Source organism: Motilibacter rhizosphaerae (assembly GCF_004216915.1).
In the GTDB taxonomy this organism is placed as follows: domain Bacteria; phylum Actinomycetota; class Actinomycetes; order Motilibacterales; family Motilibacteraceae; genus Motilibacter; species Motilibacter rhizosphaerae.
The window spans coordinates 181,323-194,998 of record NZ_SGXD01000001.1 but is presented as its reverse complement, the minus strand read 5'-3'; the positions used below and the strand labels follow the sequence as shown (position 1 = coordinate 194,998).

The window sequence follows — 13,676 nt, the reverse complement described above, 5'->3', positions numbered from 1 at the left end:
ACGGCGGAGTCTCAGACCCCCGGCACCGGGGCCACCGGCGCGACACGCGGGTCGCCCGCCTCCACCAGGTAGTCCTCCTCGGTCGTCCGGTCGGCGCCGTCGGCGACCCGCGCCGCGCGCAGGACCGGAGTGAGGACCACCGCCACCAGCAGGTTCACCACCAGCGCCGCCAGGCCGGTGTACACCGTGACCTTCGTGTCGAAGCCGAGGTGGGCAAACGCGTACTGCGAGCCGCCGAAGTGCACCTTCTTCGCGGCGGGGTTCGGCGTCACCCAGAGCATCCACACGCCGACCGCGAGCCCGACGACCAGGCCCGCGGTGAGGGCGAAGCGGTGGAACCAGCGCGTGAGCAGCTCTCCGACGAGGGCGGGGAGCGTCTGCAGGATGAGCACCCCGCCGATGAGCTGCAGGTCGATGGAGAACTGCGGGTCCAGCGCGAGGATCGCGACGACCGCCCCGGCCTTGACCACGAGGGACATCAGCTTGCTGACGCGGGCCTCCTCCGCCGGCGTCGCGTCGGGCCGGACGAACTCCCGGTAGATGTTGCGGGTGAACAGGTTCGCCGCAGCGATCGACATGATGGCGGCGGGGACGAGCGCGCCGATCCCGATCGCGGCGTACGCGATGCCTGCGAACCAGCTCGGGAACTGCTTGTCGAACAGCAGCGGCACGACGGTGTCCGTGTCCTTGCCGAGCGGCTTCACCCCGGCGGCGATCGCCATGAAGCCCAGCAGCGCCAGCAGCCCGAGCACGAAGCTGTACGCCGGCAGCATCGACATGTTGCGCCGGATCACCCGACGGCTGCGGGAGGCGAGCAGCCCGGTGACGGAGTGCGGGTAGATGAACAGCGCCATCGCGGAGCCCAGCGCCAGGGTGGAGTAGCCCAGCTCTCCCGCGTGCGACAGCAGGATCCCGTCCGTCGGCGCCGGCGTCTTCGCGAACTTCGCTTCAGCCGCCGAGAAGATGGAGCCGAAGCCGTGCAGCTGGATCGGGATCGCGATGAACGCGACGATGATGACGAGGTAGATGAGGGCGTCCTTCACGAACGCGATGAGCGCCGGTGCGCGCAGACCCGCCTGGTACGTGTAGGCCGCGAGCACGACGAACGCGACGATGAGCGGCCACTCGCCCTTGACGCCCATGACCTTGAGCACCGCCTCGATGCCGACGAGCTGCAGGGCGATGTACGGCATGGTCGCGACGATCCCCGTGAGCGCGACCAGCAGCGCGAGGAGGGCGGAGCCGTGGCGCCCGCGCACGACGTCCGCGGGCGTCACGTACCCGTGGCGGTGGGCGACGGACCAGAGCCGCGGTGCGACGAGGAAGGCCAGCGGGTAGAGCACGATCGTGTAGGGCAGGGCGAAGAACCCGGTCGCTCCGGCGCCGTACATCAGCGCGGGCACCGCGACGAAGGTGTACGCCGTGTAGAGGTCGCCGCCCAGCAGGAACCACGTGACCCACGGGCCGAAGCTGCGTCCGCCGAGGCCCCACTCGTCGAGGTGCTCGAGCGACTCGGCGCGGTGCCAGCGGGAGGCGACGAAGCCCAGCCCCGTCACGAGGACGAACAGCAGGATGAAGACCGTCAGTGCGACGCCGTCGACGCCGTTCACCGGTCCCCCTCGGGGCGCGGGTCGGTCATGCGCGAGACCAGGACGGTGACCGCCATGCTGATCGGCACCCAGAGCAGCTGCCACCAGTAGAAGAACGGGACGCCGCCGATCTCGGGGTGCCGGACGTCGTAGACCGGCGGGATCAGCACGCCGAGCAGGGGGAGCACGAGGAGCCAGTGGGGCCAGGAGCGAGTACGGGTGGTGCGGGGCGACTCTGCCATGCGGCCGCGCGTTCCCCGGTCCTCGCGGGCTGAAACGCTCAGCCGCCCCGGCGCGTCCGCGGTGCTGCCGCCCGACCGAGGCAGCGGACCGCCTCGCCGACCTCGGCCACGGTGCGGACCGGTGCCGGGAACGCGAGGCGCACGTCGCACTCGCCGCTCGCCCGCTCGACGCGGACGGTGAGCCCGTGCCGGTCGAGCCGCAGCGGACGGGTGCGCCGGCCGCCGTCGAGCGCGGGATCGCAGCTGCTGAGCAGGGCGTCGAGCTCCGCGCGGTGCTCGGCGTCGAGGTGGGTGAGGACCTCCGCCTCCACGCCGGTGAGCGGGTCGGGGTCGGCCACGGCGTACTCCTCCGGGTCGATCTCGTGGCGCCGGCCGCAGGTGTCGAGGTCGACGCTCCCCGGCACGAGGTACGCGGTGGTGTCCGTCCCGTCGTCGTCCAGCAGCTCGAGCCAGCCGGTAAGCGCGAGCCGCGCGCGCACGCGGTCGCGGACGGCCACGGGCGCCACGTCGGTCAGCTCGACGGTGGCGACGAGGTCCTCCTCGAGGCGCAGCGCGGTCGCGACGGCGCTGTCCGCGGGCAGGCTGAGCCGCAGCCCGCCGCGCGCGTCGACGAGGTGGCGGCCCTCGAGGTGCGCCCGGTGGTGGGAGGTGACCAGCGTGAGGCTGGCGGCGGAGGCGACGACGCTGCGGGCCGCCTCGGCGACGGTCGGGTGGGGGAGCGAGCGGGTCACGCGGGTCCTCCGGAGGTCGAGGAGCAGTTAGGTTAGGCTGACCTTAGTCGCTCCTCGGAGGTCCTGTGAACACCCCTCGTCCCAAGGCCAAGCTCTCCCGCGCGCTCGGCATCGCGCTGACGCCGAAGTGCCAGAAGTACCTGGAGGCCCGGCCGTACCCACCCGGCCAGCACGGCCGCAGCCGCAAGCAGCAGTCGGACTACAAGCGCCGGCTGCTCGAGAAGCAGCGGCTGCGCGCGCAGTACGACGTCAGCGAGGCGCAACTGCGGCGGGCGTTCCAGGACGCGACGCGCCGCCCCGGCAAGACCGGGGAGCTGCTCGTGGCCGACCTCGAGAGCCGGCTCGACGCCGTGGTGCTGCGCGCGGGCTTCGCCCGGACGATCTACCAGGCGCGCCAGGCCGTGGTGCACCGCCACGTCGTCGTCAACGGGCGCCGCGTGGACCGGCCGTCGTACCGCGTACGCCCGGGTGACGTCGTCGCCGTGGCCCCGCGCAGCCGGACCAAGTCGCCCTTCCTCGAGGCCGCGGCGGGGGCGCACCGGGCGGCGGAGGACCGCGCGTACCTCGCCGTCGAGCTCGCGGACCTGCGCGCGCAGCTGCTCCGGCTGCCCGAGCGGCGCGAGGTGCCCGTCGTGTGCGAGGAGCAGCTGGTGGTGGAGTTCTACAGCCGCTGACCCTCCCACCCCTCCCCGTGATCATGCACATCCCGGGCACCCAGGACGTGCATGATCACGGGGGTTCAGGGGGCGAGCGGGGCCAACCGCCGCAGCGCCTCCTCGAGCACCTCGTCGCGCTTGCAGAACGCCCAGCGCACCAGCGTGCGCCCGCGCTCCGGCTCGGCGTAGAAGACGCTGCTGGGGATCGCGACGACGCCGAGCTTGCGCGGGAGCGTGCGGCAGAACTCCACACCGTCGCCGAGCGCGAGACCCGCGATGTCGGTCGTGGCGAAGTAGGTGCCCTGAGGGCGGAACGTCTGCAGCCCCAGCGCTTCCAGCCCGTCGCAGAGCAGGTCGCGCTTGCGCTGCAGGTCCAGCCGCACCTGCTCCAGCGGAGCGCTGCCGAGCCTGAGCCCGGTCGCGACGGCGGGCTGGAAGGGCGCGCCGGAGACGTAGGTGAGGAACTGCTTCGCGGACCGGACCGCCGCGACGAGCTCGGGGGCCGCGGTCACCCAGCCGATCTTCCAGCCGGTGAAGGAGAACGTCTTGCCCGCGCTGGAGATCGACACCGTTCGCTCGCGCATGCCGGGCAGCGTCGCCAGCGGCACGTGCTCCGCGTCGTCGTAGACGAGGTGCTCGTAGACCTCGTCGGTGACGACGAGCAGGTCGCGCTCCACGGCCAGCGCGGCGACCGCCTCGAGCTCCGCGCGCGTCAGCACCGTGCCCGTGGGGTTGTGCGGGGAGTTCACCAGCAGCAGCTTGGTCTTCTCGGTCACCGCCGTCCGGAGTGCGTCGACATCGAGCCGGAAGTCCGGCGCCCGCAGCGTCACGGGGACGAGCCGGCCGCCGGCCAGCTGGACGCAGGCCGCGTAGGAGTCGTAGAACGGCTCGAGCGCGACCACCTCGTCACCCGGCTCGACGAAGGCCAGCAGCGCGGCCGCCACCGCCTCCGTCGCCCCGGTGGTGATGAGCACCTCGTCGGCGGGGTCCCAGACCAGCCCGTAGCAGCGCTGCTGGTGCTCGGCCACGGCCTCGCGCAGGGGCAGGATCCCGGGCCCGGGCGGGTACTGGTTCTGGCCGCCCTGCAGCGCTTCCGCCGCGGCCGCCACCATCTCCACCGGTCCGTCGGTGTCGGGGAAGCCCTGCCCGAGGTTGACCGAGCCGGTCTCGACCGCCAGCGCGGTCATCTCGGCGAAGATCGTCGTGCCGAGCCCCTGGACGCGGCGCGCGGGTGCGTGCATGCCGCCACTGTGGCACGTCACCCGCGGGGGTACGCCTCGACCTCGGTCGCCTTCGCTGACAGCCACACCTCCGCACCCGGCCGGAGTCCCAGCTCGGCGACCGCGCCCGGCGTCAGGTCGACGAGCGCGCTCGGCGCGCCCTCGGCGGAGAGCCGGACCCGGTCGTGCAGCAGCTCCATCCCGGCGACGACCGCGGGCCAGACGTTGCGCGTGCTCGTGCCGCTCGGCCGCTCCGTCGACACGGTCACCGAGCTGGGCCGCAGCGCGACGAGCGCGGGCGTACCGGGGTCGGGGGAGCCGGCGGCGTGCAGGACCCCGCCGCCGTCGAGCTCGACGCCGTCCGCGGTCACGGTGCCCGCGTAGAGGTTGAGCCCCAGCAGCCGAGCGACGTACGCGGTGGCGGGCCGCCGCGCGACCTCCGCCGGGCGCCCGGTCTGCGTGGCCCGGCCGCCCTCGAGCACGAGCAGCCGGTCGCCGAGCACCATGGCCTCGAGCGGGTCGTGGGTGACGAGCAGAGCGGGGCGCGCCGGGTCCCGCAGGTGCGCGGCCAGCTGACCGCGTACGCCGTGGCGGGTCTCGGCGTCGAGCGCGGCGAGCGGCTCGTCGAGCAGGAGCAGGTCGGGTGCGCCGGCCAGCGCGCGGGCGAGCGCGACGCGCTGGGCCTGCCCGCCCGACAGCGCCCCGGGCCGCCGGTCCGCGAGGTCGGCGATGCCGAGGCGCTCCAGCCAGTGCTGCGCGCTGTGGGCAGCCTCGTGACGTGACGAACCGCTGCTGCGCCGGCCGAACGCCACGTTGTCGCGGACCGAGAGGTGCGGGAAGAGCCGGTAGTCCTGGAAGACGACGCCCACCCGCCGGTGCTCGGGGGCGAGCGACGTGCGCCCATCGTCGAGCAGTCGGCCGCGCAGCTCGATCCGCCCTGCTCGCAGGGGGTCGAGGCCGCAGAGCGTGCGCAGCAGCGTGGTCTTGCCCGCGCCGTTGGGGCCGAGCACCGCGAGCACCTCGCCCGGTGCGACGGACAGGTCGACGTCGAGGCGGAACTCCCCGCGCTCCGCGGAGACCTTGGCGGCGAGGCCCTTCACGTCGCGCCCGGCCGCAGCCAGCGGTCGCGCAGCAGCGCGAGCACGGCGACGGAGACGGCGAGCAGCACGAGGCTCAGCGCGACGGCCGCGTCGGGGTCGCTCTCCAGCGCGAGGTAGACCGCGAGCGGCATCGTCTGGGTGCGCCCCGGGAAGTTGCCGGCGAACGTGATGGTCGCGCCGAACTCCCCCAGTGCCCGCGCCCAGCACAGCACCGTGCCGGCGACGACGGACGGGGCGACGAGGGGCAGGGTCACCCGGCGCAGGACGGTGAGGCGCGAGGCGCCGAGCGTACGGGCCGCCTCCTCGAGCCGCTGGTCGCTGCTCCGCAGCGCTCCCTCGACCGTGACCACGAGGAACGGCAGGGCCACGAAGGCCTCGGCGAGGACGGCTCCCGCCGTGGTGAAGGGCAGGGTCAGCCCGAACCACGCGTCGAGCCCGCGGCCCACGACCCCCCGGCGGCCGAAGGCCAGCAGCAGGGCGACGCCCCCGACCACCGGCGGGAGCACGAGCGGCAGCAGCACGAGCGCGCGCAGCACCCGCAGGCCGGGGACGCGGACGCGAGCGAGCACCCAGGCGAGCGGCACGCCGAGCACGAGGCAGACGGCGGTGGCGAGCGTCGCCGTCTCGAGGGAGAGCCGCAGCGCGGGGAGGGCCTGCGCGTCGGTGAGCGCCGGGCCGAGCCGCGTCCACGGTGCTCGGACGACCAGCCCCACCAGCGGCAGCAGGAGGAACGCGACGGCTACCAGCGCCAGCAGCCCGACGGGCCACGGCGTACCCGCGCTGGAGCGCCGGCGCACCGGCTAGGGCTTCTCGAACCCCGCCGCCGCCAGCACCTGCTGCCCGGCGTCGGAGAGCACGAAGTCCTCGAAGGCCTTGGCCGTGCCGGGGTTCTTCGCGCCCTTCAGCACGGCGAGGGGGTACGCCGTGCTCGCGTTGGTCGCGGCCGGGATCGGCACGCCGAGCACCTTGGTGCCCGCGGCCTTGACGTCGGTGACGTAGACGACGCCGGCATCGACCTCGCCGAGCGAGACCTTCGTCAGCGTCGCCTTGACGTCCGCCTCGAGCGTCACCGGCTCCACCGTCACCTTGGCGTTGGTGAAGACCTTCGCAGCCGTCGCGCCGCACGGCACCTGGGCCTGGCAGAGGGCGACCTTCACTCCGGCCCTGGCCAGGTCAGCGACGGTCTTCACGTGCGCAGGATTGTCCCTCGGCACGGCGATCTCCATCGAGTTGGTCGCGAAGTCCTCCGGTGACGTCGCCTTCCCGGCCTTGACCACGGTGTCCATGGTCTTGGCACTGGCCGAGGCGAAGACGTCGGCGGGGGCGCCGTTCGTGACCTGCGCGGCGAGGTCCGAGCTCGCGCCGAAGGAGAAGACGACCTTCGTGCCGGGGTTGGCGGCCTCGAACTGCTTGCCCAGTGCGGTGAACGACTCCTTGAGGGAGGCCGCAGCGAGCACCGTGATGCGGCCGGCCACCTTCCCCGACGCCGCGCTGCCCGCTCCGGTGGGCGCGGGGGCGGACGACGGGGAGCCCGAGGACGAGCCGCAGCCCGCGAGCACCGCGGCCGAGGCGAGGACGAGGACGGCGCGCTTCATCTGGCGGGGATCTCCACGACGACGTTGGTGGACTTGACGGCGGCGACGGCCAGCACGCCGGGCTCGAGCCCGAGCTCGTCGGCGGCCTCGCGGCTCATCAGCGAGACGAGCCGGTGCGGTCCGCTCTGGATCTCGACCTGGGCCATGACCGTGTCGCGGACGACGCGGGTCACGAGGCCGGTGAAGCGGTTGCGCGCCGACTCGGCGACGATCGGCCGCGGCGCGCCCGACTCGGAGCCCCCGCCCAGCTCCGAGGCGACGCGCGCCAGCTCCGTGCCCTCGACGACGCGGCGGCCGCCCTCGTCATGGGTGGGCAGCCGCCCCGAGTCGGCCCAGCGGCGCACGGTGTCGTCGGACACGCCGAGCAGCTCGGCGGCCTCCCTCATCCGGTACGTCGGCACGCGCCGATCCTAGCCGCACCTGCGGCCTCTGTCCGAAGGATCAGCCGCACCTGCGCCCCAGTACCCAACGTTGTGGCCCTGGTTCGCGCCATGGTCCCGAACCAGGGCCACAACGTTGGGGTCAGTAGACGTCGCGGACGTACCGCTTCTCCGCCGCCAGCCCCTTGACGTACGCGGTGGCCGCCTCCTCGTCGAGCCGGCCGTGCAGCCGGGCGATCTCGACCAGCGCGCGGTCCACGTCGCGGGCCATGCGGGACGCGTCGCCGCAGACGAAGAAGGACGCGCCCTCCTGCAGCCACGACCAGACCTGCGAGCCGTGCTCGCGCAGCCGGTCCTGCACGTAGACCTTGTCGCGCTGGTCCCGCGAGAAGGCGAGGTCCAGCCGCGACAGCGTCCCGTCGCGGTGCAGCTCGTCGAGCTCGTCGCGGTAGTAGTGGTCGGTCGACGCGTGCTGCTCGCCGAAGAACAGCCAGTTCGGCGCCGTGTGCGCCAGGGCACGCCTGTGCTGGAGGAAGCCGAGGAACGGCGCGACACCGGTGCCGGGCCCGACCATGATCGCGGGCGTGGAGGCGTCGGCCGGCGGGCGGAAGTGCTGCGTACGCTGCACGAAGACCCGGACCTCGGCGTCGGGCGCCGCGTCCGCGAGGAACGTCGAGGCGACGCCCTTGCGTACCGCTCCTGCCGGGCTCTCGTAGCGCACGACCGAGACCGTGAGCCGCACCTGGCCCGGGTCGCTCAGCGGGGTGGACGAGATCGAGAACAGCCGAGGCTGCAGCCGCTTCAGCAGCTCGGTCCACTCCTGCGCGCTCATCCGGACCGGGAACTCCGCGAGGAGGTCCGCGCTCTGCCGTCCCCACAGCCACTTCTCGAGCTCGTTGCGGTTGTCCGGGCGCAGCAGCCGCTTCAGCTCGCGGTCCTCGGTGGCCGCCGCGACGGCCCGCAGCAGGTCGGGCGAGATGCGGGTGATGTCGAGGTGGTGTCGCAGCGCCTCGGCGAACGGCAGCGGGTCCAGCCCGTCGAGCAGGACCTCCGCGTCCGCGCGTAGCCCGGTCACGCGAAGCCACTCGTCGACGAGCGACGGGCAGTTCGTCGGCCACACGCCGAGCGCGTCCCCCGGCTCGTAGGCCAGCTCGGCCGGGTCCACGGCGAAGGTGAACTCGCGCACCTCCTTCCCGGAGCCGGGAGCGCTGAGCAGCCGGTTGCCGGCGAGGCGGGCGAGGTGCGGGTGCGCCTTGGTCGGGCCGCTGCGCCGCGGAGCCGGGACGGCCGCGGTCGTCCGCAGGGCCGCCGTGACGGACTCGAGCCAGCCGAGGGCGCTCTCCTCGTAGTCCGGCTCGCAGTCGACCCTCGGCACGAGCCGGGTCGCACCGAGGGCGCCGAGCCGCTCGTCGACGCGGCGGCCGAAGCCGCAGAAGTCCGCGTAGGACGAGTCGCCGAGGGCGAGCACGCCGTACCTCAGCGCCGGGAGGCTCTCGACGCCGGCCAACGCGTCGAGGAAGCGGCCCCCGTTGTCGGGGGCGTCCCCGTCGCCGAAGGTGCTGGTGACGAGCAGGAGATCACCCCGCAGCGTCGCGGGCGTCACCGCGTCGAGCTCGACCAGTGCGACGTCGTGGCCGTCCTCCGCCAGGCGGGCGCGGACCTTCTGGGCGACCTCCTCGGCGTTGCCGGTCTGCGACGCCCAGGCCAGCGTGAGCGTACGCGCCGGCGCCGCCTCGACGATCTCCGCGCCGGAGCGCGAGAACATCCCTGCCAGCAGGCCGTTCACCCAGGCGAGCCGAGCGGGAGCGAGTGGTGCTGAGGCCGGCAGCACCGGAACGGAGGTACGCGGCGGAACCGCCGCCAGCCCCGCCAGCACTCCTGCCACGTAGAGCTTCTCGTGGTCCTCGAGCTCCGGCGTGGACACCTGGGCGAGGCCGAGCAGCTGGGTGAGGGCGTCGACCTCCGGGAGCGCGCGCTGCGCAGGGACGGCGGAGGCAGGAGCAGGAGCGGGAGCGGCCGCCGACACCTTGGTCAGCGTCACCGCGCACGCCTTGAGCTCGGGCTGGAAGGAGATCGGGTCCACGGCGTCGTTCGTCACGGCGTTGACCGCGAGCTCCTCCCCGAACAGGTCGCTCCAGTGGAACGGCGCGAAGCACGTGCCGGGCCGCACCCGGTCCGTCACGACGGCGGGAAGGACGGCGCGACCGCGCCGAGAGGCGATCTCGACGCCGTCACCCGCGGAGACGCCCAGCCTCAGCGCGTCCTCCGGGTTGACCTCGACGAACGGTCCCGGCTCCAGCCGGTTCAGCTTCGCCACCTTGCCCGTCTTCGTCATCGTGTGCCACTGGTGCTGCACGCGCCCGGTCGTGAGCACGAACGGGAAGTCGTCGTCCGGGAGCTCGGAGGCCGGGAGATGGGGGCGCGCGAAGAACACAGCGCGTCCGCTCGGGGTCGGGAACGCGAGGCGCGGGACCGTACCGTCGTCGGCGGTGCGCACCGTCGCGCTGACCCCGTCGTTCACGTAGCGGACGGGGTTGCGGTCCGGGCCGTCCGGCGCCGCCGGCCACTGCACCGGCCCGCGCCGCAGCCGCTCGTAGTCCACGCCGCGCAGGTCCCAGCCGGTGACCGGGTTCCAGAACTGCTTGATCTCCGCGAAGACCTCCTCCGCCGAGGCGTACGAGAAGGCGTCGGCGAAGCCCAGCTCCGCCGCGACCAGGCAGATGAGCTTCCAGTCGGGCGTCGCCTCGCCCGGCGCGTCGAGGACGCCGGGAACGAGGGTGAGCGTCCGCTCCGAGCTCACCATGACCCCGTCGGACTCCGACCAGAGCGTCGCCGGCAGCACCACATCGGCGTACGCGGTGGTCTCCGTCTCGGCGAAGACGTCCTGGACGACCACGACCTCGGCCCGGGTCAGCGCCTCGATGACGGTCGAGCGGTTCGCCACCGAGGCCACCGGGTTGGTGCAGATGATCCACGCGGCCTTGATGTCCCCTGCGGCCATGCGCTCGAACATGTCGATCGTGCCGCGCCCGAACTCCTGCCGGATCGTCCCGGGCGCCACGCCCCAGGCCCGCTCGACGAACGAGCGGTCCGCCTCGGAGAGGACCGCGCGCTGCCCCGGGAGGCCGGGGCCCATGTAGCCCATCTCCCGGCCGCCCATGGCGTTCGGCTGTCCTGTCAGCGAGAACGGCCCGGAGCCGGGGCGGCAGATCGCGCCGGTCGCAAGGTGGAGGTTGACGATGGCGTTGGTGTTCCACGTGCCGTGCGTCGACTGGTTGAGCCCCATGGTCCAGCAGCTCATCCACTCGCCGGCCTCGCCGATCCACTGCGCTGCCAGCCGGATGTCGTCCTCCGCGAGCCCCGTCACCTCGGCCACGACGGCCGGTGCGTAGTCCGCGAGGAACTCCGGCATCGCCGCGAAGCCCTCGGTGTGCGCCGCGATGAACTCCTCGTCGATGTCGCCGTTGACGACGAGCAGGTGGAGGATCCCGTTGAGCAGCGCGAGGTCCGTACCCGGCCGGATCTGCAGGAAGAGGTCGGCCTTGTCGGCGGTGGCCGTCCGGCGCGGGTCGACGACGATGAGCCTCGCGCCCGCCTTGACCCGGTCGAGCATGCGGAGGAAGAGGATCGGGTGGCAGTCGGCCATGTTGGCGCCGGCGACGAGGAACAGGTCGGCTGTGTCGAAGTCGTCGTAGGACCCGGGCGGCCCGTCTGCGCCGAGGGAGAGCTTGTAGCCGCTTCCCGCGCTCGCCATGCACAGCCGGGAGTTCGACTCGAGGAACTGCGTGCGGAGGAAGCCCTTCGCGAGCTTCGTCACGAGGTACTGCGCCTCCAGGGACATCTGCCCCGAGACGTAGATGCCGAGGGCGTCCGCGCCGTGCGTCTCGATGACGTCCCGGATCCGCGCGGCCGCCTCGCGGACCGCGTCACGGACGGGAGCCGGGACGGGTACGGCCCCGCGGGACCCCCGCACCAGCGCGGACGCCAGCCGCCCCGGTGCGGCGAGCAGGTCGACGTGCGTCGCGCCCTTCGTGCACAGCCGCCCGGCGTTGGCGGGGTGCGCCTTGTCGCCGACGGCCTTGAGCGCTCGGCGGGTGCCGTCGCCACCCCGGCCGACCTCGAGGACGATGCCGCAGCCGACGCCGCAGTAGGAGCAGGCCGTGCGGACCTGCTCGACCGCGCCGCTCATCCCGCCTCCTCCGCTGCCGGCCCGTCGGGCAGGCGTCCTCCGTCCGTCCCGACGGTAGGCAGGCGCTGTTGCGCGGCCGCGTCGCCGAGGTGGACGGCGGCGTTACACGTGCCGCACGCGCCGGGGCGGTGGCCTGTGAGCCCGTACGCTCCGGTCCGTGCCCACCGCTCTCGTCACCGGCGCCACGTCCGGCATCGGCTGGGCCTACGCCCGGCGCCTCGCCCACCAGGGCTTCGACCTCGTCCTCGTGGCGCGCGACGGGCCGCGGCTGGAGGGACGCGCGGAGGAGCTCGCGGTGTACGGCGTCGGCACCGAGGTGCTCGTCGCCGACCTCGCCGACCGCGAGCAGCTGCGCTCGGTCGAGGTCCGGCTGTCCGACCCGGCGCGCCCGGTCGACTGGCTGGTGAGCGGTGCGGGGTTCGGGCTGGCGACGCCGTTCGGCGAGACCGACGTGCGCGACGAGGAGCGCCTGCTCGACGTGCTCGTGCGCGCGGTCGTCGTGCTGACCAAGGCGGCGCTGCCGGGGATGGTCGAGCGCGGCGGAGGGACGGTCGTGACCGTGTCGAGCGTGGCCGGCTTCCTGCGGCGCGGCACGTACTCCGCGGCGAAGGCGTACGCGACGGCCTTCACCGAGGGGCTCGTGGAGGAGCTGCGCGGCACCGGCGTCCGCGTGCAGGCGCTCTGCCCGGGACTGACGCGCACGGAGTTCCACGCCCGCTCCGGCGACGACGTCGACCGCATCCCCGGCTGGGTCTGGCTCGACGTCGACCAGGTCGTCGAGGGCTCGCTGCGCGACCTTGGTCGCGGCCGCGTCGTCAGCGTCCCCGGCTGGCAGTACGCCGCCCTCCCCGCGTTCACCCGCGCCGTCCCCCCGAGCCTGCTGCGCCGCATCCGCCGCTGACCCTGCTCCCCGTGATCATGCAGATCCTGAGGTCCCGAGATGTGCATGATCACGGGGAGGTGGGAGGCAGGGGGTCCGAGGTGTGAGACGTCCGCCACTCGACGCGACAGCCCGGCCGTCGGTGGGAAGGATGGTTGCCATGGCGAACATCCCTGGAACTGACCTCGAGGTCGGCGCGCTCGTGCTCGGCGGCAACGTCTTCGGCTGGAGCGCCGACGAGCAGCAGTCGCACGCCGTGCTCGACGCCTTCGTCGCGGCGGGCGGCCGCTTCGTCGACACGGCCGACGCGTACAGCCGCTGGGCGCCGGGCCACGTCGGCGGCGAGTCCGAGACGGTGATCGGCACCTGGCTCGCGAAGCGCGGCCGGCGTGACGACGTCGTCATCGCGACCAAGGTCGCCAAGCTCGACACACGCCGCGGGCTCTCCGCCGCGAACGTCCGCGCCGCGGCCGAGGACTCGCTGCGCCGCCTGCAGACCGACCACATCGACGTCTACTACGCGCACGAGGACGACCAGTCCGTGCCGCTCGAGGAGACGCTCGGCGCGTTCGACGAGCTCGTCCGCGCGGGCAAGGTCCGCGTCGTCGCGGCGTCCAACTACTCCGCCCCCCGGCTCGCCGAGGCGCTGCGCACCTCGGAGGAGCACGGCCTCGCGCGGTACGCCGCGGTGCAGGACCACTACAACCTCGTCGAGCGCGACGGCTACGAGGGGGCCTACGCCGACCTCGTCGCCCGTGAGGGCCTCGCGAGCTTCCCGTACTTCGGGCTGGCGGCAGGCTTCCTCACCGGCAAGTACCGCGACGGCCAGGCCTCGGGCGCCCGCGCCGGCAACGTCGCGCGCTACCTCGAGGACCCGCGCACGCCCGGCCTGTACGCCGCGCTCGACGCCGTCGCCGACGCGCACGGCACGACCGTCCCCGCCGTCGCCCTCGCGTGGCTGCGCGCCCAGCCGACGGTCACCGCGCCGATCGCCAGCGCGCGTACGCCGGAGCAGCTCGCCGACATCCTCCCGGCGCTGACGCTGGAGCTGAAGGAGGACGAGACGGCCGCGCTGCGCGCCGCCTGGTGAGCAG

Annotated in this window: 12 protein-coding genes; 3 read left to right on the top strand and 9 right to left on the bottom strand. The window is 73.7% G+C overall.

Going from position 1 to position 13,676, the window contains the following annotated elements; translation table 11 throughout:
- Positions 1-11: 11 nt before the first annotated feature.
- The 3 genes from mctP to EV189_RS00940 are packed head-to-tail and all read right to left on the bottom strand — an operon-like array spanning position 12 to position 2,562.
- On the bottom strand, positions 12-1,610 hold the full coding sequence (mctP, locus tag EV189_RS00950; RefSeq protein WP_130491084.1) for a monocarboxylate uptake permease MctP: 1,599 nt from the start codon (positions 1,608-1,610) through the stop codon (positions 12-14).
- The gene (locus EV189_RS00945) at positions 1,607-1,831 is read right to left on the bottom strand and encodes a DUF3311 domain-containing protein (protein WP_130491083.1); all 225 of its coding nucleotides are present in this window, start codon (positions 1,829-1,831) and stop codon (positions 1,607-1,609) included. Before EV189_RS00945 ends, mctP begins: the two co-directional genes overlap by 4 nt.
- Before the next feature lie 38 nt (positions 1,832-1,869).
- The gene (locus EV189_RS00940; RefSeq protein WP_165400064.1) at positions 1,870-2,562 is read right to left on the bottom strand and encodes a DUF2470 domain-containing protein; all 693 of its coding nucleotides are present in this window, start codon (positions 2,560-2,562) and stop codon (positions 1,870-1,872) included.
- A gap of 65 nt (positions 2,563-2,627) precedes the next feature.
- Here EV189_RS00940 and rpsD point away from each other — a divergent pair, with 65 nt between their 5' ends.
- Positions 2,628-3,236 (top strand): 30S ribosomal protein S4, encoded by a 609-nt coding sequence (gene rpsD, locus EV189_RS00935; protein ID WP_130491081.1) that lies wholly within the window; start codon positions 2,628-2,630, stop codon positions 3,234-3,236.
- Positions 3,237-3,301: 65 nt separating this feature from the next.
- Here the strand turns inward: rpsD and EV189_RS00930 are convergent, their stop codons facing one another.
- The 6 genes from EV189_RS00930 to EV189_RS00905 all read right to left on the bottom strand — a co-directional run bounded on the left by EV189_RS00930 (position 3,302) and on the right by EV189_RS00905 (position 11,702).
- A complete protein-coding gene (locus EV189_RS00930) occupies positions 3,302-4,459 on the bottom strand; it encodes a pyridoxal phosphate-dependent aminotransferase (RefSeq protein ID WP_130491080.1) in 1,158 nt (385 codons plus the stop codon).
- 17 nt (positions 4,460-4,476) lie between these two features.
- A complete protein-coding gene (locus EV189_RS00925) occupies positions 4,477-5,538 on the bottom strand; it encodes an ABC transporter ATP-binding protein (protein WP_130491079.1) in 1,062 nt (353 codons plus the stop codon).
- Positions 5,535-6,335 (bottom strand): molybdate ABC transporter permease subunit, encoded by an 801-nt coding sequence (gene modB, locus EV189_RS00920; RefSeq protein ID WP_130491078.1) that lies wholly within the window; start codon positions 6,333-6,335, stop codon positions 5,535-5,537. Before modB ends, EV189_RS00925 begins: the two co-directional genes overlap by 4 nt.
- A 3-nt stretch (positions 6,336-6,338) precedes the next feature.
- Positions 6,339-7,133 carry a molybdate ABC transporter substrate-binding protein gene (gene modA, locus EV189_RS00915; protein WP_130491077.1) on the bottom strand — a complete coding sequence of 265 codons (795 nt, stop codon included), beginning with the start codon at positions 7,131-7,133 and terminating at the stop codon, positions 6,339-6,341.
- Complete coding sequence (locus tag EV189_RS00910; RefSeq protein WP_407938101.1) at positions 7,130-7,519, bottom strand: TOBE domain-containing protein; 390 nt, start codon at positions 7,517-7,519, stop codon at positions 7,130-7,132. The genes modA and EV189_RS00910 overlap by 4 nt, the downstream gene beginning before the upstream one ends.
- A 136-nt stretch (positions 7,520-7,655) precedes the next feature.
- Complete coding sequence (locus EV189_RS00905) at positions 7,656-11,702, bottom strand: bifunctional nitrate reductase/sulfite reductase flavoprotein subunit alpha (RefSeq protein ID WP_130491075.1); 4,047 nt, start codon at positions 11,700-11,702, stop codon at positions 7,656-7,658.
- A gap of 157 nt (positions 11,703-11,859) precedes the next feature.
- On the opposite strand from EV189_RS00905, the gene EV189_RS00900 reads away from it, so the two are divergent.
- Both EV189_RS00900 and EV189_RS00895 read left to right on the top strand, forming a co-directional pair.
- A complete protein-coding gene (locus EV189_RS00900) occupies positions 11,860-12,603 on the top strand; it encodes an SDR family NAD(P)-dependent oxidoreductase (RefSeq protein WP_130491074.1) in 744 nt (247 codons plus the stop codon).
- Between the two features lie 139 nt (positions 12,604-12,742).
- A complete protein-coding gene (locus EV189_RS00895) occupies positions 12,743-13,672 on the top strand; it encodes an aldo/keto reductase (protein ID WP_130491073.1) in 930 nt (309 codons plus the stop codon).
- Positions 13,673-13,676 lie beyond the last annotated feature (4 nt).

Bases quoted from the DNA above. Each gene is read 5' to 3' on its own strand.
- modA (WP_130491077.1), bottom strand. From the start codon at position 7,133: ATGAAGCGCGCCGTCCTCGTCCTCGCCTCGGCCGCGGTGCTCGCGGGC.
- EV189_RS00945 (WP_130491083.1), bottom strand. From the start codon at position 1,831: ATGGCAGAGTCGCCCCGCACCACCCGTACTCGCTCCTGGCCCCACTGG.
- EV189_RS00930 (WP_130491080.1), bottom strand. From the start codon at position 4,459: ATGCACGCACCCGCGCGCCGCGTCCAGGGGCTCGGCACGACGATCTTC.
- EV189_RS00910 (WP_407938101.1), bottom strand. From the start codon at position 7,519: ATGAGGGAGGCCGCCGAGCTGCTCGGCGTGTCCGACGACACCGTGCGC.
- EV189_RS00905 (WP_130491075.1), bottom strand. From the start codon at position 11,702: ATGAGCGGCGCGGTCGAGCAGGTCCGCACGGCCTGCTCCTACTGCGGC.
- EV189_RS00895 (WP_130491073.1), top strand. From the start codon at position 12,743: ATGGCGAACATCCCTGGAACTGACCTCGAGGTCGGCGCGCTCGTGCTC.